The 22438-nt window shown below is 37.4% G+C and carries 20 protein-coding genes; 6 read left to right on the top strand and 14 right to left on the bottom strand.

The features are described 5' to 3' along the window. Positions 1-73: 73 nt before the first annotated feature. Entirely contained in the window at positions 74-1900 is a 1827-nt protein-coding gene (gene aspS / locus GM418_RS06985; protein ID WP_246222822.1) for an aspartate--tRNA ligase, read from the bottom strand. Between the two features lie 12 nt (positions 1901-1912). Here aspS and GM418_RS06980 point away from each other — a divergent pair, with 12 nt between their 5' ends. Beyond that, positions 1913-2356 (top strand): nucleoside deaminase, encoded by a 444-nt coding sequence (locus GM418_RS06980; RefSeq protein WP_158864516.1) that lies wholly within the window; start codon positions 1913-1915, stop codon positions 2354-2356. On the opposite strand, the gene GM418_RS06975 is transcribed toward GM418_RS06980, so the two are convergent. Beyond that, positions 2357-3595 (bottom strand): 3-phosphoshikimate 1-carboxyvinyltransferase, encoded by a 1239-nt coding sequence (locus tag GM418_RS06975; RefSeq protein ID WP_158864514.1) that lies wholly within the window; start codon positions 3593-3595, stop codon positions 2357-2359. Positions 3596-3617: 22 nt separating this feature from the next. Then, a complete protein-coding gene (gene aroB / locus GM418_RS06970) occupies positions 3618-4682 on the bottom strand; it encodes a 3-dehydroquinate synthase (RefSeq protein WP_158864512.1) in 1065 nt (354 codons plus the stop codon). Positions 4683-4780: 98 nt separating this feature from the next. On the opposite strand from aroB, the gene GM418_RS06965 reads away from it, so the two are divergent. The 4 genes from GM418_RS06965 to GM418_RS06950 all read left to right on the top strand — a co-directional run bounded on the left by GM418_RS06965 (position 4781) and on the right by GM418_RS06950 (position 8760). Continuing rightward, a complete protein-coding gene (locus GM418_RS06965) occupies positions 4781-5233 on the top strand; it encodes a hypothetical protein (protein WP_158864510.1) in 453 nt (150 codons plus the stop codon). A gap of 22 nt (positions 5234-5255) precedes the next feature. Continuing rightward, the gene (gene dprA / locus GM418_RS06960) at positions 5256-6359 is read left to right on the top strand and encodes a DNA-processing protein DprA (RefSeq protein ID WP_158864508.1); all 1104 of its coding nucleotides are present in this window, start codon (positions 5256-5258) and stop codon (positions 6357-6359) included. 26 nt (positions 6360-6385) lie between these two features. Next, a complete protein-coding gene (locus tag GM418_RS06955) occupies positions 6386-7708 on the top strand; it encodes a DEAD/DEAH box helicase (RefSeq protein ID WP_158864506.1) in 1323 nt (440 codons plus the stop codon). 398 nt (positions 7709-8106) lie between these two features. Then, positions 8107-8760: an ATP-binding cassette domain-containing protein gene (locus tag GM418_RS06950; protein WP_158864504.1), complete on the top strand. Its 654-nt coding sequence runs from the start codon at positions 8107-8109 to the stop codon at positions 8758-8760. Here GM418_RS06950 and GM418_RS06945 read toward each other — a convergent pair. The 8 genes from GM418_RS06945 to GM418_RS06910 form a co-directional block, all read right to left on the bottom strand. Further along, a complete protein-coding gene (locus GM418_RS06945; RefSeq protein WP_158864502.1) occupies positions 8757-9842 on the bottom strand; it encodes a DNA alkylation repair protein in 1086 nt (361 codons plus the stop codon). The two genes, GM418_RS06950 and GM418_RS06945, sit on opposite strands and share 4 nt — an antisense overlap. Before the next feature lie 45 nt (positions 9843-9887). Next, complete coding sequence (locus GM418_RS06940; RefSeq protein WP_158864500.1) at positions 9888-11231, bottom strand: 1-acyl-sn-glycerol-3-phosphate acyltransferase; 1344 nt, start codon at positions 11229-11231, stop codon at positions 9888-9890. A 57-nt stretch (positions 11232-11288) separates the two neighbouring features. Further along, positions 11289-12257, bottom strand: a complete 969-nt coding sequence (locus GM418_RS06935; protein WP_158864498.1) for a bile acid:sodium symporter family protein — start codon at positions 12255-12257, stop codon at positions 11289-11291. A gap of 111 nt (positions 12258-12368) precedes the next feature. Continuing rightward, the gene (locus GM418_RS06930) at positions 12369-13523 is read right to left on the bottom strand and encodes an alkaline phosphatase (protein WP_246222821.1); all 1155 of its coding nucleotides are present in this window, start codon (positions 13521-13523) and stop codon (positions 12369-12371) included. 86 nt (positions 13524-13609) lie between these two features. Further along, the gene (locus GM418_RS06925; RefSeq protein ID WP_158864496.1) at positions 13610-17320 is read right to left on the bottom strand and encodes a PAS domain S-box protein; all 3711 of its coding nucleotides are present in this window, start codon (positions 17318-17320) and stop codon (positions 13610-13612) included. A gap of 240 nt (positions 17321-17560) precedes the next feature. Continuing rightward, positions 17561-18223, bottom strand: coding sequence for an AlbA family DNA-binding domain-containing protein (locus GM418_RS06920; protein ID WP_158864494.1), 663 nt, complete (start codon positions 18221-18223; stop codon positions 17561-17563). 5 nt (positions 18224-18228) lie between these two features. Further along, complete coding sequence (locus GM418_RS06915; RefSeq protein WP_158864492.1) at positions 18229-19104, bottom strand: VIT1/CCC1 transporter family protein; 876 nt, start codon at positions 19102-19104, stop codon at positions 18229-18231. 15 nt (positions 19105-19119) lie between these two features. Further along, a complete protein-coding gene (locus GM418_RS06910) occupies positions 19120-19566 on the bottom strand; it encodes a GNAT family N-acetyltransferase (protein WP_158864490.1) in 447 nt (148 codons plus the stop codon). Positions 19567-19687: 121 nt separating this feature from the next. Between GM418_RS06910 and yjjX the strand changes: the two genes are divergently transcribed. Continuing rightward, positions 19688-20227, top strand: coding sequence for an inosine/xanthosine triphosphatase (yjjX, locus tag GM418_RS06905; protein WP_158864488.1), 540 nt, complete (start codon positions 19688-19690; stop codon positions 20225-20227). A 25-nt stretch (positions 20228-20252) separates the two neighbouring features. Here yjjX and GM418_RS06900 read toward each other — a convergent pair whose 3' ends face one another. Genes GM418_RS06900 through miaB form a run of 3 tightly spaced genes read right to left on the bottom strand, consistent with a single transcriptional unit; the run spans position 20253 to position 22312 of the window. Further along, a complete protein-coding gene (locus GM418_RS06900) occupies positions 20253-20576 on the bottom strand; it encodes a NifB/NifX family molybdenum-iron cluster-binding protein (RefSeq protein WP_158864486.1) in 324 nt (107 codons plus the stop codon). Between the two features lie 47 nt (positions 20577-20623). Next, the gene (locus GM418_RS06895; RefSeq protein WP_158864484.1) at positions 20624-20974 is read right to left on the bottom strand and encodes a carboxymuconolactone decarboxylase family protein; all 351 of its coding nucleotides are present in this window, start codon (positions 20972-20974) and stop codon (positions 20624-20626) included. A gap of 6 nt (positions 20975-20980) precedes the next feature. Beyond that, entirely contained in the window at positions 20981-22312 is a 1332-nt protein-coding gene (gene miaB, locus GM418_RS06890; RefSeq protein WP_158864482.1) for a tRNA (N6-isopentenyl adenosine(37)-C2)-methylthiotransferase MiaB, read from the bottom strand. Positions 22313-22438: the final 126 nt, after the last annotated feature.

The following is a 22438-nucleotide window of genomic DNA, read 5'->3' as shown; positions in this document are numbered from 1 at the left end:
ATTATACAGATATAAAAAAGAAAAGGGGAACCATTCATTTGGTTTCCCTTTTCTTTTTGTATAACACTCGGCACTATTTTTCTTTGATGTTCAGAATTAAATTTAATTCGTCAAGTTGTTCTTTTGCTATTGCCGCTGGTGCATCGTTCATTACATCGCGGCCAGAATTGTTTTTAGGGAACGCGATGACGTCGCGAATCGTATCAAGACCAGCAAACAAAGACACCAACCGGTCAAAACCAAAAGCGATTCCTGCGTGTGGCGGGGCTCCGTATTTGAAAGCGTTCATTAAGAATCCAAACTGTGTTTCTGCCTGTTCTTTAGTAAATCCGAGCAAATCAAACATTTTTGATTGCAGTTCAGAATTAAAAATACGAACAGAACCTCCACCTATTTCAACACCGTTAATTACAAGGTCGTAAGCATTGGCTCTGACTTTTCCAGGGGCTGTGTCAAGCAACGGAATATCTTCCGGTTTTGGAGAAGTAAACGGATGGTGCATGGCGAAGAAACGTTGTGATTCTTCATCCCATTCCAAAAGCGGGAAATCAACCACCCAAAGTGGTTTGAATACTTTTTTGTCGCGAAGCCCAAGCTGATTTGCCATTTCAAGACGAAGTGCACCAAGAGCATCAAGCATGTGGTTTTTATCACCAGACATTACTAAAATCAGATCACCCGCTTTTGCTCCAGTTGCTTCTGCCCATTGTTGCAAATCTTCCTGTGAATAGAATTTATCTACAGAAGACTTGTAAGTTCCATCAGCATTACATTTTACGTAAACCAATCCTTTTGCCCCTATTTGTGGTCGTTTCACCCAGTTGGTAAGTCCATCCAGTTGTTTGCGTGTATATTCTGCGCAACCTTTGGCACAAATTGCTCCAATGTATTCAGCCGAGTCGAATACATTAAAGTTTTTTCCTTTTACAATTTCTGAAATATCGTTGATAAGCATTTCAAAGCGGGTATCCGGTTTATCAGAACCATATTTTTCCATTGCTTCTGAATAAGGCATCCACGGAAATTCATCAACTTCTATATCCAGAACTTCTTTAAACATGTAGCGGGTTAAACCTTCAAATGTTTCCAATACATCTTTTTGCTCAACAAACGACATCTCGCAGTCGATCTGAGTAAATTCAGGCTGGCGATCAGCGCGTAAATCTTCATCGCGAAAACATTTTACAATCTGATAATATTTGTCGAACCCGGCAACCATTAAAAGCTGTTTGAACATCTGCGGTGATTGTGGCAACGCATAAAATTCTCCAGGATTCATTCTTGACGGAACTACAAAATCGCGCGCACCTTCAGGTGTCGATTTAATTAAAACAGGTGTTTCCGTTTCAATAAAACCGTCTGTATTTAAATAATTACGAATGGCATGAGCCATTTTTGCACGTAATTCCAGATTCTTGCGAACAGCCGTTCTTCGTAAATCCAGATAACGGTATTTCATTCGTAAATCGTCGCCACCATCGGTATCATCCTGGATTGTAAATGGTGGTACAGCCGACGGACTTAAAATTTGAATTGATTTCAGTGCAATTTCAACATCGCCGGTTGTTATGTTTTTGTTTTTGCTCGAACGTTCCCGAACAATTCCAACTGCCTGAATTACAAATTCGCGTCCCAGTTTTTCAAGATCTTCTGTAACCGATTTATCTGTATTTTCGTCAACAACCAGCTGTGTAATTCCATAACGGTCACGCAAATCAACAAAAGTCATTGCTCCCAAATCGCGAATTCGTTGTACCCAGCCGGAAAGGGTAACTTCAGTACCTAAATTTTCTATTCTCAGTTCACCACACGTATGAGTTCTGTACATGATACCTTTTTTATAATTTGGTTGCGAAAATAAGAAGATTTTAGCAAATTCATCCAGAATTTTAGCAGCCATTTTAAGAGAAATATGATTGAACCGTTTAATGATGAGTATTTTATGAAAAAAGCGTTTTCTGAGGCGCTTTTAGCATTTGAAGAGGGAGAGGTTCCGGTTGGCGCAGTGGTAGTTTCAAATCAGAAAATTATTGCACGCGCACACAATTTAACAGAAACTTTAAACGATGTTACTGCCCATGCGGAAATGCAGGCGATTACTGCTGCGGCGAATATGCTGGACGGAAAATATCTGAACGATTGTATTTTGTATGTAACATTGGAACCCTGTGTGATGTGTGCCGGCGCATTGGGCTGGTCGCAAATTGGGAAGATTGTATATGGGGCTTCCGACGATAAAAGAGGTTTTAAAAAGTTTGCATCCAACGCTCTGCACCCGAAAACGGAGATTGTGTCAGGAGTTCTTTCAACTGAGTGCGCCGAATTGATGCAGGAATTTTTTCGACAAAAACGATAATTATTCTTTTTCTGTTATTTCAAAACCAATTGTTTTTAAATCGTTCCAGAAATTTGGGTATGATTTTGTTACAACCATCGGATTTTCAATTTTAAAAGTAAAACCAACAATTGCCATTGGCGCAAAAGCAAGTGCCATCCGGTGATCGTGATAGGTTTTTATTTCGGGAGTTTTTTCTGTCAAAGTTGGATCAATTATTCCATTCCATGCCAATTCTCCGTGTTTCGGTTCTGTTAATCTCGCTCCAAATTTTGCCAATTCGTTTTGGAGTGCAAAAATCCGATCTGTTTCTTTGATTTTTAAGGTTTTTAAGCCTGTAAAATGAAATGGAATTTGTTTGGCAACACATAAACATGCCATGGTTTGGGCAACATCCGGGTTTTCAATAAAATCGAGTTCCAGTTTTGCCGGCTGAGTATTTTCAGTTTTTGAAAGCAGAACTCCATTTTCTTTTTGAGTAGAGAAGACTCCAAATTGCTCAAACCAAACTGCAATATTTGCATCGCCCTGTAAACTTTCAAGTTGAAGATTTTCCAGAAAAACTTCTCCTTTTTCCGCTAAGGCGAGAATCTGATACCAGTACGAAGCTCCCGACCAGTCTGCTTCTACAGTAAATTCCATCGGGAAATAATTTTGCTCAGGAACCGAGATTTCATTTTCTTCCCATTGATATTGAATACCAAATTTCTGCATCAATCTCAGTGTGAGTTCAATGTACGAACCCGAAGTGATGTCGCCAGTCAGTTTTAATGTTAACCCATTTTCAACAGTCGGGGCAATCATTAAAAGTGCCGAAATATATTGACTGGAAATACTTCCGTCCAGAACAAGTGTTTGTCCTTTTAAATGCGAACCGTAAATTCTCAGTGGCGGGCAATCTTCATTTTCCAGATATTCAATTTTTGCCCCGAGTTGATTTAGCGCGTCCACCAAAATTTTAATCGGGCGCTGTTTCATTCGCTCCGAGCCGGTAACTTCCCATTCGCCCACAATTTTTGCCAGAAAAGCAGTAAGAAAACGCATGGCTGTTCCGGCGTGTCCAATGTCAAATGTACTCTTGTTCGAGTGCAAAGCCGAAAACAAAACTTTGGTGTCGTCGCTGTCCGACAGGTTTTTAATCGGGTAAGGACTAAAACAAAGCGAGCTGATAATTAAAACACGATTGCTGATGCTTTTTGATGCAGGCAAGTTTATCTTTCCTGAAATATTTTTAGTGTTGGCCGAAATCTGGTATTTCATCTTTTCTGTTGGCTCTTCCCGATTATAAATTTGCAAAATATCTTAAAGCGTCAAAAATTAACTCTTTGTCGCAGTTTTGGTTGATTTCAATTTTTCCGACAGCGCGAAGAAGCGTGAAATTTATTCTTCCCGATTCATTCTTTTTATCGTGTGTCATCAATTCAAAAAGCCGGTCGAAATCCTTTTCCGAAATGTCGAATTTTCCATAGACTTTTAAAAGCCATCCATTAATCTTATCAAAATCGGTTTTTGGGAAATTGCATATTTCTGCCGAAAGAAAAAGTTCCGCAATCATTCCGTAAGCAACAGCGTAACCGTGCAAAATCGGGCGTTTTTGCTCCATTGCAATACTTTCAAAAGCGTGCCCAACTGTGTGTCCGTAATTTAATGCTTTGCGAATATTATTTTCAGTGAGATCGTTGCTTACAAAATATTCCTTCACATTTACTGAATGCCGAATAATTTCCTGCAACAAATCGTAATTTATATTTTCGAAATCAAAAGCTTTTAATTCTTCCAGATGTTCCGGACTGTAAATCAAACCATGTTTTATCATTTCAGCAAAACCCGAAGTGAAATTTTGTTTGTCGATGGTTTGCAAAAAATCGGTATTGATAATAACTGCCACAGGTTCTTTAAACGTTCCAACTTCATTTTTTAATCTGTTAAAATTGATTCCGGTTTTTCCACCAACCGACGCATCAACTTGCGAAAGCAGTGTTGTTGGAACATTGAGAAAATCAATGCCACGTTTAAAAGTAGTAGCTGCAAAACCGGCCAAATCAGTGAGCATTCCGCCACCAATATTAATTAAAAGCGATTTTCTGTCGCCTCCGTTTTTAGAGAGGAATTCCCAGATTTTTGCAACAGATTCAATTTTTTTGTTGTTTTCGCCTGAAGGAATTACCACTTTCTGAATTCCTTTTTTCAAAAAGAAATGGTCGAATTTTGATACCCGGAGTTGATTAACTGTTTCTTCTGTAGCCAAAAAAACTTTGCCCTTCGGATACTTTTTTATCCATTCTGAAAGTTCGTTTTCTAACTGGCGACTGTAAATTATTTTGGAATAAATTTTTGAATTTCCCATACTTAGCTGCTAAATTGCGGTAAAGTTAAAATATTTTTGGTTTTCCTTTTTGGAAACCGTTTCCGGCACTTTGAATTTTAGAAATTAGATAACGACTCATGAAGATTGAAAATAGAGAACGAATCATCAAGTTGCGTAAGCTTTTTTATATGGTAAGTGTGGTAATTGCGGTTGCTGCACTGGTTTTGTTTTTGCTTGATTTAACGATTTGGGGGATTGCTGTAGTTGGCGTTTTTGCGCTTTGGTTTCTTTATTTTCAGGTTGCTGACCATCAGTACATTTATTTTAGCGATGCAAACAACAAAGTTTTGTTGCGCTACTACAAAGCAATTCGTTTTGGCGGAGGCGAGTATAATTCCATTGAATTTCCACAATACATGCTTCAAAATGCATTTTTTGAAAATTCGATGGCCGGGAAAATGAGCGATCTAACTTTGATAGTAAAAACCAAACGAGGAATGGCTGAGTATCCGTCGGTGAGTCTAACTGCACTTTCAAAAGAGGAAAAACGAAAATTGCAGGGAGCACTCAATGCTATTCTTGGAATATAAATTTTAAGCCCTCACAACAAAAATGGACGACAATCTAATCTACAAAATTGCACTTTCTATGATTCCAGGAGTGGGAGGTATTCTCGCCCGGAATCTGGTTTCGTATATTGGTAGTGTTGAAGGTGTTTTTAAAGAATCGAAAAAAGCACTTCTGAAAATACCCGGAATTGGAGAAGTTAATGTAAAACGAATAAGCAATAAGGAAATTTTTGAACGTGCAGAGAGAGAGCTAAAATTCATTCATAAGGAAAACATTAATAGCCTTTTTTATACCGACAAGAATTATCCCCGACGGTTAAAAAATTGCGTTGATGCTCCTGTTTTGATTTATACAAAAGGAAATATAAAATTGGATGAGCAACGTGTAATTTCGATTGTTGGAACCCGGAATGCTACCGACTACGGAAAGCAGGTTTGTGAGGAATTAATTCAACAATTTTCTGAACGTAAATATCCGATTTTAATTGTAAGCGGACTGGCATATGGAATTGATGTTCATGCACACAAATCGGCATTGAATTACAATTTGCCAACGGTAGGTGTTGTTGCGCATGGATTGGATAAATTATATCCGTCGTTGCACAAAGAAATTGCTTCAAAAATGCTGGAGAATGGTGGTTTGTTAAGTGATTTTCCAAGCGAAACAAAAATTGATCCTCCCAATTTTTTGCGCCGGAACCGGATAATTGCCGGCATGGCAGATGCAACTATTGTGGTTGAATCGGCGGAAAAAGGCGGTGCGCTGGTTACTGCCGATATTGCATTTTCATATAATCGCGATGTTTTCGCATTTCCGGGCAGGGCGGGCGATACTTATTCAAAAGGATGTAATAAGTTGATTCGAAATAACGGTGCCAGTTTAATCACGGGAATTGATGATTTAGAGTTTTTTATGGGGTGGGAGATAGATGATAAAGAAAAAGTAGTTCAACCGAGTTTATTTGTTGAGTTGACAAAAGACGAAGAGAAAGTTGTTGATTTGTTGAAAGAGAACAGTGAACTTTTTATTGATCAGATTTCTTCCAAACTTTCAATGCCCGTAAGTCGTGTTTCAGCGTTGTTGCTAAATATGGAATTCAAAAATATTTTAAAAGCTTTGCCCGGGAAGATGTATCGATTGAAGTAGTTGCTTGATTTTGTTATTTTTGCGGCATGAAAAGATCTTTTGAAGATTTAAAAATATCGAAAGCCATTTTAAGGTCGCTTGACGAGATTGGTTTTACTGAACCAACTCCTATCCAGAGAAAAGCGATTCCCCGGATTAGTTCGGGAGTAAATGTGGTTGGAATTGCTCAAACCGGAACAGGCAAAACAGCGGCTTATCTTTTACCTTTGTTTACAAAATTAAAAAAGGCAGAAGGCGTTGATCCGCGGGTGGTAATTTTAGTTCCAACCCGGGAGCTTTCGATTCAGGTTGGCGAAGATATTGAAGAATTGACAACATATTCCGATTTGAGGCATGCTGCAATTTTTGGAGGAATCGGCTGGACAAAACATGCAGAACTGGTTACACCGGGAATTGATATTTTGGTTGCAACACCGGGCCGGCTCCGGGATTTGTACCGTGCAGGAGTACTTTCTCTGAAAAAGGTAAAGTTTCTTGTTATCGACGAAGCCGACCGAATGCTTGATATGGGATTTTTACCACAACTTAGGCAACTCCAGGAGATTCTTCCGGGTAAAAGGCAAAACCTTCTTTTTTCTGCCACCTTCCCGGAAACAGTGGAAAAAATGGCGGAAGAATTTTTGGATCATTACGAAAAAGTGGGAGTAGCTCCGTCGGCAACGCCTGTGGAATTGGTTACACAAAAAGCCTATGAAGTTCCGAATTACAGGACGAAGCTGAACCTGATTCAGCATTTGTTAAAAGATGAAGAGACTTTTTCGCGGGTTATTATTTTTGTAAAAACAAAGGAACATGCGGAAGGTGTTTTTAAAGTGATTAAGCGTAAAACTGAGGGGGAAAAACGAATTTTGCACTCGAACAAAGCGCAGAATACGCGGATAAATGCGATAAAAGCTTTCAAAGACGGAGAGATCCGGATTCTGATTTCTACTGATGTTTCTGCCCGTGGATTAGATGCCAGTTTAGTGAGCCATGTTATTAATTTTGATCTTCCGAATAATTATGACGATTATATTCACCGGATTGGAAGAACTGCACGTGCCGGAAACAAGGGGGACGCTATTACACTTATTGAGCCCTCGGATGAATGGCATTTTGAAAAAATTCAGGAGCTGATTCGCATGGAAATTCCGAAGGAAGAGATGCCCGGAGAAGTTACAATTGTTGAAACGGATTTTGAGGAAAAACAGAAACAGCTCCGCGAAATCGATCGTCAGCGAAAAATTGATGACCCAACTTACCAGGGCGCTTTTCATGAAAAGAAAAAAAGAACCGGCCCTAAAAAGACTTATATCGATAAATTTAAACGTACAAAACCACGGCAAAAACGCTCAAGGAGAAGAAGGTAACAGACGTTTATTTAACTTATTTTTTGTTTATATAACACTTTCTAATCAATTGACAGGGATGCTTTTGGTAACTTTGTATTGTTGCCAAAATTGCTGTATCAATTGAGAAAAATCAGACTTTTTATAAATTATTATTTATCGAGTGCATTTGTTAATATTTTGATTTCAGCAGGAGCACTTTCAATCATTTTTGTTTATGGAATTAATCCCTTTGTTTTTGTCTTCTGGTTTAAAATTGTGGCACTGATATTTGTGTTGTATGCCAATTACACCTTTAAAAAAAATGAGTTTTTTTATTACTTAAATCTGGGAGTCTCAAAAAAACAACTTTGGATTTTCACTTTTTTAATCGATATTTTTTTATTTTTCATTTTGTTAATCCTTGTTTTAAAGATCAGATGAATCATATTCTGGAAGCTGATAGTATTATTTTTGAATACGGACAGAGGAGAGTGTTGGCGGATGTTTATTTGCAATGTAAAACAGGCGAAACTCTGGGAATCCTGGGCAGAAATGGTTCTGGGAAATCTACTCTTTTACGGATTATTTTTGGCGATCTGCAAACATACAATAAATCGGTTCGGATAGATGGCCGTACAATTCACGAAGCGTATAAAGGGAACGGACTCATCAGTTATTTGCCGCAGTTTAATTTTCTCCCAAAATCAATTCCGATAAAAAGAATTTTTAATCATTTCCAGCTTGACTTTTCTGATTTCCTTAAATACTTCAACCAGTTTGACAGATATTATAAATCCGGAGTCAACAAGTTGTCAGGAGGCGAAATACGGATTCTGGAATTGTATTTGATTCTCACAATTCAATCAATGTTTTGTATGCTCGACGAGCCTTTTACTCACATCATGCCGGCTCATGTTGAAATTGTTAAAAGTTTAATTCAACGTGAAAAGCAAAATAAGGGAATAATACTGGTTGACCATTATTATAATGACATTCTGGATGTAAGTGACAAAATTATTTTGTTGCACAATGCAGCAACAATTCCGGTTAAAGGAAAATTGGACTTAAAACAATTAGGTTACATTTATTAATCGGCAAGCTGGACTATTTGTTCTGCTTTTACTTCGCCATTTACCACCAGCTGAAATTTATGTTCACCCGAAAAATGTTTTCTGGTTGACATGTTGGCAAACGAATGTTTTTTCTGAATTGGATGAATCCCCGGAGCCAGCAAAACTTCCTTCATTTGAAAAACTTTTGGCGAAGTCTTTCCGGTTTTTTTTACAAAATGAACGATGTATTCCAAACGCACTTTTTGTTTCTTTTTTGTTTTTAGATTTAAATTGAAAGAGAACGATATTTCATCACCAATAGCAGGAGAAAGACTTGAAAACTGAAGCTCTTTAATTTGCATTTGTTCCGGGTTGGCAAAACCGAAAAGCAGCATGGCCCTATTGTTGCCCTGCTTCAAAAGTGTTCTGCACGCGTGTTTAATAATCCAATCTGTGTTTTTTGAATTTCCCTGCCAGCGTTCGCAAATATCCAAAACCAGTTCCGGATGATCTTTGGAGATATCGTTGAGATTATTGGCTACACTTTTTCGTACAAATTCTTCCGGGTCATCTTTTAGTTTTTCCAGAATGGGAAGAATCAGCGACGGATCTTTTTTTAATGCCGGTACTCCTGAAGCCCAAGGCAAACGCGGGCGGCAGCCTTCACTGGCAAATCGCCTGACTTTAAAATCTTCATTGTCGGCCCACACAAGCATATATTTCATGGTGCTTATCAGGTCTTTGTTTAAAAACGGGCGGATACCAAATTCGGAAGAACCACACGTGGTTAAAACTCCCAATGCCGGAACAGAAATTTCTGGATAGTCAATTCCGTAAACTTCAATATAATCAGGCAAAACTATTGCTTCAAAGCCCGTGACTTTGGGTACAATATTCTGCAGGGTTTTGACTGCTTCTGAAAAATCGTCAGGTAAATATTTATGTAAACACAACGTGGTGTGCCGCATTTTTTCTTTTAATTCTCTGGCAGGCCAATTTTTATCGCAAACCGAAGCAACAAAATTTTCAGAATCAAAAGGCGGATATTCTTCTTTTAAAACACGGCCAAACAGTTCAACTTTTTCCTTGGGGAAAAGGATATCTTTTAATTTTTCGGGCATTGGAAGGTATGTTAAAGTTTGAATATAAAATTAGGTAAAAAAGTTTTAGTCCGGAATTAATTTGTCTAATAGGTTGAAAAGATTTTCCTGTTGCTGAACGATGTTTTGATATTCTTTTTTATTCGTCAGTTTTAACATAACGAAACGTGTTCTTCCAATAATTTTCCGAAGTAAAATATACCATTTAAATGCCAGTTTCCCGGCAAAAGGTAAACTCACAACAAAAATTATTTTCCACAATAAAGAAGGTAGCAGCCAGCCCAGCGCCAATATCTCAATAATATAAATTACCGGAAAAAGTACAATGCCGGCAACCAGGAAGAACGAACTCCAAAATGTCCTGTCTTTTACTTTTTTACGAATTAAACGGTCAATCGTAAAATAGGGGACGGCGTTTAGTAAAAATCCATAAAGAAAAATAGGTAAGCCGATCAGAAGTATAAGTCGGCTTCCAATGATATTTATAAAATTGCTTTTTCGTTTTTCAATCACCCAGCTTCTGAGTTTGTGTTTCTTTAAGTTGCGTTGATATTCTTTTACCTGCGAAACGAGTTTTTCTGTTTCTTCTGGTTTTTCAGCCTCCAGTTTGTCTAGTTGTGCAACCAGCTTTTGGTCCGACTGAAAAAGATTTAGCAGCGAATATTTCTTGCCTTGCGTCTTTAAAAAGTGTTTCCCAAAAATTTCCCGGATGTTTTCAAAATCAGTATAATATTTTTTGCTGTTGATATTCAGAATTAGCGGCAGAATTGCATCTGAAACTGCCTTCCGAAGCGCCAGAGTTGCCGAATTTGGATTGGTTTTGTATTCTTCCAGATAGTTTTGTGCCGGAATTGGTTTGCCAAAATTTACAAGCACACTTCGGTTAAATTTCCAGTAATGACTGTAGTAAATTCCCGTGGGAACAATTTGAATGTCCAGCTTATATCCGGCTTTTTCTTCGGCCATAAAAACAATCCGCGGGACAGCTTTTTTATGTGCCAGCATTTGGCGTTTTCCTGAATGGGCCGCTTCCGGGAAAAGTGCAAGTGCGCCATTATTTTCCAACACTTTTATTGAATCAGTAAAAGTATGGTCGTTTTTTGCCAGATTTTCTTTTCCGTCGCGCAAACGATATACGGGCATAATTTTCAGAAAACGTAAAATTGCGGCAACCGTTTTCGATTTAAAAATGTCGGCACGAGCCAGCCAAACCGGTTGAAATGGAGTGTGTAGCAAAATTGCCATCGGATCGCTAAGTGCATTTTGATGATTCGGAGCAAACAGAATGGGTTTCTTTTTAGGGATATTTTCTTCTCCGTTGAGTTTTATTTTTTTGTGAATCAGCCAATCAGCAAATGTTACATATTGCTTTAAGCACCAATATCCTAACGACCATTTTTCGTACTTCATTTGTTAAATCTCGCAGTTAAGTTTTATTATCCGTTTGATTTTGCAAAACTATAAAAATTACCCGTTTGAGGTGGCAGGTTGTGTTAATGGCTTTTTAGACCAAATCGTAGAAATTGCCAAACCACTGATAATATGCCACACTCCCCACCAGGCTGCAATAATTGTCATTCCTCCCAACTCAAGTTCAGGTGGAAATATTTTGGGATTAAACATTAAAACCAAAGCTAATCCTGAGTTTTGAATACCTGTTTCCAATGAAATTGTTCTTCTGTCGACTCTGGGTAAACGAAACAGGGTTGAAATAGAAAAGCCTGTTCCCAAAGCAATAGCGTTGTGGATAAGAACGATTATAAACACAAGGTGAATAAATTTCATAAAATGGTCGAAATTTGCAGATAATAAGATAACTACAAATGCAATAAAAATAATAATAGAAAGCTGTCTGATTGGTTTTTTTATTCTGGCAGTAAACCGGGGAAGATATTGTGAAAATAAAACTCCCAATACAACGGGTATTCCCAGCAAAACAACTACAGTTTGTACCATTTGGAAAAAATCTATTTCGATAGGGACAAGATAATTACCGGCGCCTGCTGAGGCATTGTATTGGTTTAAATAAATTTTTCCCCAGATGGCGAAGTTTACAGGAGTCATAAAGGTTGCTGCCAGTGTCGCAACTGCCGTTAAACTTACTGATAGTGCAACGTTTCCTTTTGCCAGTGCACTCATAAAATTCGAAATGTTGCCGCCGGGGCACGATGCTATAAGTATCATGCCCAAAGCTACTGTAGGAGTTGGGTTTAATATCAAAATAAAAGCCAAAGTAACAAGAGGAAGCAGTAGGAATTGAGACAAGACTCCTACCAATGCCGATTTGGGTTTCATAATGACATCCTTAAAATGTTGGAGTTTAATGTCAAGCGCTACACCAAACATTATAAATGCAATGGTGACATTTAAAGCAAATAAACCAGATTGGGAAAAATTTAGTCTAACATTATCAAGAACTTCCAATGCCTCTCTCATAAGTCTGAATTTGAAAGTTTGAAAATATAAAAACTATTTAAAAAAGCAATAGAAAAGCCGGAATCAGCTAATCCTGATTCCGGCTTTTTTGTTTTGTAGATGGCTAATAATCTATTTGTTGAGTAATAGTTTTTCCATTTTTTTATTTACATCTGTATTTTTCATAATACCACCAAATTCTTCAGCTCCCGGGCCGTACGCAAAAACCGGAACCATAACTGCGGTGTGCCCCCCCAACGGATAATCGGCTTTTACCATACCGGTTTCAAAATCGCCACCGGTAATCGCCATCCCGCCGGTTTCATGGTCGGCGGTTACAACCACAAGTGTTTCTCTGTTTTTTGATGCAAAATCAAGAGCTTTCCCTACAACTTTGTCGAAGTCAAGCATGTCTTCCACAATATAAATAGTACTTCCGGCATGGCCACCCCAATCGATCTGAGATCCTTCGACCATCAAAAAGAAACCTTTTTTGTTGTTACTTAAAATATTAATGGCTGTTTCTGTTGAGACGGGCAACATATCTTTACGATGTTCAAGCCTTCCGGCGTCACCTTCTTCGATTAACCCAACGAGTTTGCCCTTTTTTACTTTTTTGATATTTTCAATATCCTCTTCAAATTGATAACCTTTTTGTTTAAATTCTTCCACCAGATTTCTGCCATCTTTCCGTTGAGTGAAATGAGCTTTGCCCCCTCCAATAAAAACATCAATATCGGTTTTTAAAAAATCAGCAGCAATTTCTTCATACATATTTCTGTTTGGCTGATGTGCAATAAACGACGCAGGAGTTGCATGGGTTATCGTTGAAGTAGAAACGAGTCCTGTAGCAAGACCTTTTTCTTCTGCTTTTTCCAAAATCGTTTTTATTGGCTTTTTTTCCGTGTCAACGGCAATGGCTCCGTTATAGGTTCTAACTCCAGTGGAGAGAGCTGTGCCGCCTGCTGCTGAATCGGTTATAAAATCAGATGTTGACTGAGTTTGAGAGAAACCGACGTGTTTAAAATTATCAAGAAAAAGCCGACCGTGGTTGGCTGTTAAGCCTGCAAAAACCTGAGAAACTCCCATACCATCACCTATCAAGAAAATAATGTTTTTAGGTTTTTTAGTTTTAAAAGTATGTGGGTAAGTTTTTACCTCATACTTTTCCCCACCTACATAGGTTTTTTCAACATCCTCTGCCTGCGCATCCATGTAAGCGTCTTGGGCAAAAATATTTAATCCAATGGCTAGTAAAAATACCAGCAGTGATAATCTTTTAAGCATAATTTTACTGTTTATTTTGAATTAGTAAAAATAGCAAGTTAAAAGTATTTGAGAAATTAATTTTATGTAACAATACAATTAACGGGTTAAAAATATTTTTTTATTAATGAAATCAGTTTACCCTTATCAATAGGTTTTGAAATATAACTGTTACATCCTGCTTCCAGTGTTTTTGCCCTGTCTCCTTCCAGCGCATAAGCCGTTTGGGCAATTATTACTACATCAGGGTCTATTTTCCTGATTTCTTTAGTGGCTTCAAAACCATCCATGTCAGGCATTTTTATATCCATTAAAACCAGGTCAAGATCTGAATTTATTTTGAAGAGTTTTACCGCTTCCAGCCCTGTTTTTGCTCTGTGAATTTGTTTTGCGTAATTTTCCAAAAGAAAAGAAAGGTGTAAAAAGCTGGTTTCGTCATCTTCTGCTATCAATACATTAAGTTTTTTTAGCCCGTTGTTGACGGTAACGGAAACTTTGTCTGGCTTTTCTTCCTTTGCTTTCTGTTTTTCAGAAATTTCCGGAAGTACTACTGTAAATAGCGTACCTACTCCAATTTTTGAATGTACATGTATCTCCCCTCCTAACATCTCAACGTAGGCTTTTGTTATCGACAAACCGAGGCCCGAACCTTCATAAGCCCTTGAATCACCAATATCAGCCTGAACAAAACGGTCAAAAATGGCCGACTGTCTTTGTTTAGGAATACCAATTCCCGTATCTTTTACATAAAATATCAGATTGCTGTCTCTTTTTTCCATTCCAATTTCAATGTAACCTCTGTCTGTATATTTTATCGCATTTTTTACAAGGTTCGTTATTATGGAACTTATTTTTTTGAGGTCGGTTCCAAAATATTTTTCTTCTTCATCCAGCTTGTCTTCCAGAAATAATGTTAAGCCTTTTTTGTTTGCTTCAGCTGTAAAAAAATTGTATTGATTTTCAACTTCTTCTTTTAAATTAACACTTTTAAAAAATAGTTCGACCTGCCCTGTTTCTATTCTCGAGATGTCAATTAAATCATTGATTGTATTTAACATGCGGTTTCCACTTTGTTGGATGATATCGATAAAACGCTGTTTTTCTTCACCTGTTAATCCCGGCTCGTTTAATAAACTTGTAAATCCAAGTATACCATTCATGGGCGTTCTGATTTCATGACTCATATTGGCAAGGAAAGCTGATTTGAGCCTGTCGGCTTCTTCTGCTTTTTCTTTTGCTTTTTTTATGTCTTCTATGTATTTTACTCGTTCTGTAATATCCCGAATAATCGCCAAATTACCGATCCATTCTCCTTTAGCGTTGAATAATTTGGTGCCAAAAGTTTCCCCGGGGAAAGTAGTTTTGTTGGCTCTTTTGTAATTGCTGACATAATAGTATTTCTTGTCCGGTGCCTCATTTCCAAATATTTTTAATCCCACGTCGGTATACTCTGCAATGTCTGTATAAAGTATTCCTGAGTTCTTTCCGTCTAATTCCTTTTTGGTGTATTTGAATGTTTTTTTTACACCTTCATTAACAAGTTTTACTCGTCTTTCTATATCGGTAATTACAATTGCATCCTCAATTGCATTAAACATATTTTCAAACAATAGCTTTTGTTCGATTAATTCATTTTCTGTGTTTTTATAGTCGGTGATGTCCTGTACAACTCCGTAAAGCTCAAATATCTCCCCATCTTCATTTTTTTGAGAAAAACCTTTTGTTCTTGTCCAGACTATTTTTTTGTCACGCCGTATTAAACGTATTTGTATGTCGTAGGGAACATCTTCGTTTTTTAATTTTTGTATTGAATTGTGAAACAGATTCCAGTCTTCAGGATGAATATATTTTTTTTGTTCTTTGTAAGTCAGTTCCCCTTCGGCAATAGGAATTCCGTACAAATTAAACATTTCATCTGACCAATGTGCTTGATTTTCTGTTAAATCCACGCGCCAGTGAGCCAGTTTTCCGATATTCTGCGCCAGCAGCAACTGTTGATTAAGCTCAATTATGTGGTTTTCGTATTTTTTTCGGCTGGTTATATCTTCGCCCGAACTTAAAGTGCCTGCATTTTCATTATTTGGGTCAGGAAAGATTGTATTGTGCCAGAGAATTGTTTTTATATCTCCTGTTTTTGTTAAAATTTCAGATTCAAAAGTGGAATAATTGGATTTATTGTTTTGAAGTATGTTATTAAATACGTTTTTTATTTGTTTTTTCGCTGCCGCGGGAATACAGGTTGAGAACCAGTTTTTCCCAATAAGTTCATCTTTTTCGTAACCAAGAAGTTTTTCGCCGCTCTCGTTTATCATTAAAATTCTTCCCTTTGAATCAAGTGACAAAACGATTTCAGCTGCTAAATCAAGATATTTTTCAACGGTTTCTTTGTTCTTTTTGAGTTCCTTTTCTTTTAGGAGGAGTTGTTCTATTAGCGTTTTTAATTGTACTTCATTGACTGTAAGTTGTTGGTTTGTTGTTATTAATTGCTGGTTTGCGTTTTTTAGTTGTTGTTCGTGTGCTCTAAGTTGTTGATTGATGGCCTCCAGCTGTTTTTCTTTGTTTTTTAATTTTCTGTTTAGCTCAAGACGTTTTGTTTCTGCAAGTTTTCTTTCTGTAATATCTTGAAAAATGCCATGGAAGCGCACGCATTTATTGCCTCTCATTTCCGGGATGCCAATTGCATTTGTCCATTTTTTTTTCCCTTTTGCGGTTGTTATCTGAAGCTCTAAATTGTAGGATACCCCTTTGTTTATTGCTTCTTCCACTGCATTCTTAACTATCACACGTGATTCAGGAGTATAAAAATTTATCGCATCATCAATTGTGGGAATATAGTCATTAGCTACCTCATGAATTTTTTTGGTTGTTATAGTCCATTCAACCGTATTCTTTTTCAGGTTTACTTCCCAACCTCCAATTTTAGCAACATCAGCAGTTTGGTTTAATAAAGTACTCTTTTGTTGAAGCTTTTCCTCGGCAAGTATTCGTTTGGTAACCTCGAGAAAAGTAGAACAAACTCCAAGAAGTTTTTTATTGTTTTTTGAAAATTTTGGAACAGAACTAATAATTAGCCAGATATAATTGCTCTCTGTTGGCTTCTTTACCCCGATTAGAACGTTTTCAACTTTTTTGCCTGTTCGAAAAACAACTGAAGATGGAAATTCTTTTTTTGGAAGAGTATTTTTGTCTTCATCAATAACTTCCCAGTCGATATTTTCCAAATCTACATTTTTTATTCTTTCTTCACTGACCTCAAATATTTTTTTGGCAGCCGAATTGGCAGAAATAATTTTTCCTTTTTTGTCTTGGTAGATTACTCCTTGGGTAAGCGTTTCGTTAAGATGATGAAACTTAGATTCACTTTCCTGTAATGCCTTTGCAGTTTGTTCAAGTTTTATATGTTTTTCAACTAGGAGGCAAACCCGCTTTAACTTTTCCACCAAAATATCAAGAAAACCGGAATCTTTTACGATATAATCATGTGCACCAAGACGTAGCATGCTGAGAATCCTTTTTTCGCTATTCTTTGCTGCAAGCAGCAGCAAATTGGGAGTTTTTTTATAAGTTTTTTCCAATTTTTCTATTAAGAGCTCTGCCGGGAAGTCAGACAAATTGAAATCAAGCAAAAGGATTTCGTTATCTTTCCCTTGTATCTTCGATAATGCTTCTTCCCCCGAGGATGTGACAATTGTTTGAAAACCTGCATTGATTAGACTCTGGTTTATTTGTTGGTTGAAGCTTGCGTCGTTTTCTATAATTATGATTTTGAATATCTGGTATGGGGTGTTGTCTTTTTTTTCTAGATTATAGATCTCCATTAATTATTTTTTACTCTAAAAAATTATTTTTCACAAAAAATCTATACTTATTAAAATGTTCTGATTTTTTGTGAAAAGATACATATTTTAAAGCTAAGTCGTATTAAGTAAATTTCTTCTGTGCGATGTTATTTCTAAATTCAAATAAAAGCTGTTCTACCTTTTTTATTTAAACACCTGGTCTCTTTGCAAAAGTTTTTATCCGGAATATTAGCTATTTATTGTAATTGCGCGATGTTGTTATTCAAATTTTTGTAATTCTTTCTCACCAATTTCAGTGTTGAGAAAGAAGTGAGTTCCTTCTCTGTTTGTATTCATTCGAATCACATCCATAACTACAAAGTTACTCAGAACTTCTTCAGCTTTTCGTCTCGAAATATGGGCAAGTCGCATAAATTTTGAAAAAGTTATTTGTTCATTTTTTTGCAGATATTCAACCAGAAATTTTTCATCCTCAGAGTATGTAAAATAAATTCCTTTCAGGCTGTTTTGTTTTTTCCATACTTCAATTTGTATCTTGTGAGCAAGGACATTTTCGTCCTTCATCCGCACATAGGCCAGCCACTTTCCACTTTCATCCTTCGCAAAATGAGGTCTGTCCTCACTTGCGTCAATGCCAATTTCCAGAACAGTTTTCCCTTCTACCTGCCATTGTTTGGTTGAGAAGTTAATTGCAGGTGTACTATAAATCTTGGCCGCCGATTCTACCATATAAAATTCTTCATCGGTGCGTATTCCTGCAATTTTGCCATTGTCTTTTACTCCAATCAGCAAACGTCCGCCATCGGTGTTGGCAAAAGCGACCAGCGATTTTGCAATTTTTTTTGAGTCGTTAATACAGTATTTAAAATCCTGCTGCTGATGCTCTCCCTCTTCAATTAATTTATGTAGGTAAATACTCAATGTTTTTAAACTTCAATTCCAAAAATTAAACGTGCCAGATACCCCAAGCCAAACGAGATCAATCCAACCACAGTACTCAGAACAATCATTTCTAAAAAACGTTTTTTAAACGACTGATCATTGGCCACCGAAATGTAATAACTAAAAATAAATACTACAAAAACAGAATCAAGAACAGCCCAGGCTAAGCTTAAAAATGGTGAGTTAAGCACAAAATAAGGAACAACCAGGAAAATCACAGCAAAAACATAAGCTATTCCTGTAAAAATAGCCGATTTGATTGCGCCGTCTTCTTTTCCTTCCGATTTGTTTGAGAGGTATTCAGAGGAAGCCATTGATAGTGCCCCGGCAATTCCGGCGATAACCCCTGCCAACGCTACCAAACGATTGTTTTGAAGAGCAAACGTTAAACCGGCTAAAGTTCCTAAAATTTCAACCAGGGCATCATTTAATCCCAAAACAATTGAACCGATGTATTTTAACTGGTCTTCATCAATTAGTGCAATAAGTTCCTTTTCGTGGTCGTTTTCTTCTTTGCTTATTTGAATAGCCTCGGGAATTTCTTTTCCAATATGTTTGTAATTAATCTGTGCCCTTTCTTCACCCCGCTCCATCAATTTTAGCCCGAATGTTAGTCCGAAAATACGCGCAAGCCAGTAATATTTTTTTATATCCCAGCGGCTTGGATTTACTTCCCGGCCGCTATATTTTTTCCATATTTCATAGTGTCTCTTTTCGTCGTCAGCAATCTCGCTTAAAACATTTCGGTTTGACTTGCTTTTGGCTTTTTGAGCTAACTTTTTATAGGTATAGTACTCAGTTATTTCAGCACGCTGCGCTTTAATAATCTGATTTCTTACAAGCGGTGTCAAAGATTTCATAACGGGTTGATGGTTTTATTTTAGCCATTCGAAAGTTGTATAATGCTCGGGGCTCATTCCCAGCTTTTTATAGGTTTTGTGTGCAGAGATGTTTGATTTATCAGCATACAGTCGTATTCCTTTAAGCTTTTCGTCCTCAAGAACTTTGTGTTTAAGATGAGAATACATATTTCTGTACACGCCTTTTCTTCTGAAGTTTGGGCGTACATAAACCGACTGAATCCACAATACTGTTCCATTTCTCCAGTCACTCCATTCATAGGTGGTTAAGAGTGATCCAATAATTTCGTCATTAACTTCAGTAACATAATATCTGCCTTTGCTGGCATCGTTCAAAACTGCTTTCACACCAAGTTCAACAGTCGGGAGGTGCAGTTCAATTCCTTCCGTTTCTTTTGCCATTGCAATTTGAAAATCGACAATTGAAAGGATGTCCTCCGGTTTTGCTTCTCTAACTTTCATTTTTCAAAAATAATAAATACCACCGATTCATGACGCGTTATTCTTCAATCCCATTTCTAATTTCTATTTTTGCCCGTGATTTTCTTAATTCTTTTTTTGATCATCAGATAAAAAGAAGCGAATGAGATTAAACGAAAAAAAAATAAAAATTGTTGTAGCCTCTGAAAACCCGGTAAAAATTAGTGCCGTAAAAGAAGGATTTTTAGATTTTTATTCGACGGTTGAAGTTGAAAGCGTTGAGGTTGACTCGGGAGTGTCTGACCAACCTGTCAGCGACGTGGAAACAAAACTTGGAGCGCATAACCGCGCTGTTGGTGCAAAACATAAAATACCCGATGCAAATTTTTGGGTTGGAATCGAAGGTGGTATTGAACACTCGGAGAAAAGAACGACCGCATTTGCGTGGATTGTCGTTTTGTCAAAAGATAACAGTGGTGAAGCCAGAACGACAACTTTTCTTTTACCTCCTGCGATAGCTGATTTAGTAAAAAGCGGAAGAGAATTGGGGACTGCAATTGATATTATTTTTAACCAGGAGAATTCAAAACAAAAACAGGGGGCGGTGGGCTTGCTCACAAAAAACAAAATCAGCCGCACACAACTGTATGTTCAGGCTGTACAACTGTCTTTGATTCCTTTTATTAACACCGGTTTATTTTAAGGGATGTATTTTTTTGTGTGGCTCTTTATTTTTTTTGAATACGTGAAATTATTTCCTCAATTTTAATCCTTTCTTCATCTAAAAGAACCAGCTGTAGTTTTTCTTTCTCAAGCAGATTGCTAACCATTGGACCAACCTCACCGGTAATAATGGTTGAGACTTTTTCGTTTTGTAAAAATTTTACCAGTTTTATTCCACTGTGATCTGAATTCTTATAGGGATTCTCAATGATAGAAAAAGAATCCTGCGTTGCATTGTAAAAAACTATGTTTTCACATTTCCCAAATCGTAAATCAAGAAAGGATTTTTCTGTTTTTCCCGCTGATGAAATTGCAAATATTTTATCCATTTTTAAACATTTGATTCAGTAATATAACAATTAAAATACAAAAAGTTTTAGTTTTTGCCATCGTGTAGTTCTTCCCAGTATTCAACAGCCCTCCGGGTGTGCGGGATTACAATGGTTCCTCCAACCAGATTTGCTACCGAAAAAACTTCAAAAATTTCTTTGGTTGTGACCCCTTGTTCGTAACATTTTTCAAGATGGTATTTTACACAGTCGTCGCAGCGCAACACCATCGAAGTGGCCAGCCCAAGCATTTCTTTAACTTTTGTACTTAACGCACCTTCCTGATAGGTTAGTGTGTCAATTCCGTAAATTCGCTTCATTACTTTGTTGTCCGAAGCCAGAATTTTTTCATTCATTTTCGAACGGTAAGCATTAAATTCTCCAACTAACTTTCCCATGGTATTTTATTTTAAAATATCTCCAATCAGTGTGGTTTGTGTGCATTTTTCAATTCTTACCTGCACAAAATCGCCTTTCTTGAAATTGTATTTTGGAAATACAGCAACTTTATTTTGCGAAGTTCTTCCAAACAACATATCGTCCGATTTTTTTGAAAAGCCTTCCACCAAAACTTCAACCGTTTTCCCAATGTCGTTTTGATTACTTTCCATCGACATCCGGTTTTGAAGCCGAATTACATCATTTAGTCGCCGCGTTTTTATTTCTTCCGGAATATCATCTGTCAGATGTTTATGAGCGTACGTTCCCGGTCGCTCTGAATATTTAAACATAAAAGCCATGTCGAATTTTACTTCTTCCATTAACGAAAGAGTTTCTGCGTGGTCTTCTTCCGTTTCCGAACAAAATCCGGTGAAAACGTCGGTTGAAAGTCCGCAGTCGGGAACAATACTTTTAATGGCTTTAATCCGGTCGAGGTACCACTCGCGATCATATTTTCGGTTCATCAATTTCAAAATACGCGAACTTCCCGATTGAAACGGCAGGTGGATATGTTTGCAAATATTTGGATATTCCGCAATTTTTCGCAGCACTTTATCCGACATATCTTTTGGATGCGAAGTTGTAAACCGAACTCGCATACTTGGATCCACTTGCGCAACCATTTCCAGCAAATCCCAGAATTTAACAGGCTTTCTTTCTCCCTCGGGCAACCATTGGTATGAATTTACATTTTGTCCCAGTAAGGTAACTTCCTTGTAGCTTTTTGCTGAAAGATCGCGAACTTCATTTAAAATATCTTCCGGGGCGCGGCTTCGTTCTCGTCCACGAGTGTAGGGAACAATGCAGTAGGTACAAAAATTATTGCAGCCGCGCGTAATGCTCACAAAACCCGAAATTGCTTTGTCGCCAATTCTTACCGGCGTAATTTTATCGTAAGTTTCATTCGTCGAAAGTTCAACGTTTACAGCATTTTCGCCGTGCTCAACTTTGTCGATTAAAAAAGGAAGATCGCGGTATGCATCCGGCCCGGCAACCAAATCTGCCATTCCTTTGTTTAGAAAATTTTCGCCAACGCGCTCGGCCATACATCCGAGAACTCCAACAATCAGGTTTTTATTCTTTTTTCGAAGGCTGTTGTAGTTTTCCAGTTTATTCCAAATGCGCTGTTCTGCATTGTCGCGAACTGAGCATGTATTTAAGAAAATGGCGTCTGCCTCTTCAATTTCAGTCGCCAGTTGATAATTTTTTTCCTGAAGAATGGCTGCCACAACCTCACTGTCGGCGACATTCATCTGACAACCATAGGTTTCAATATAAAGTTTCTTTTGCTGCATAATTCAAAACGTGGCTACAAAAATAGATGATTTTTTAGATTCCCTCTTTTTTAATCCGCGGAAAACATTTATTATGTTTGTGGTGTTATTTTTTTTAAGAAAAGTGTTACGATTGACTGGTGAACA

It is taken from the genome of Maribellus comscasis, assembly GCF_009762775.1.
Classification (GTDB): Bacteria; Bacteroidota; Bacteroidia; order Bacteroidales; family Prolixibacteraceae; genus Draconibacterium; species Draconibacterium comscasis.
Note: the sequence above shows the minus strand (reverse complement) of the source record. Positions and strands in the feature narration are given on the sequence as shown.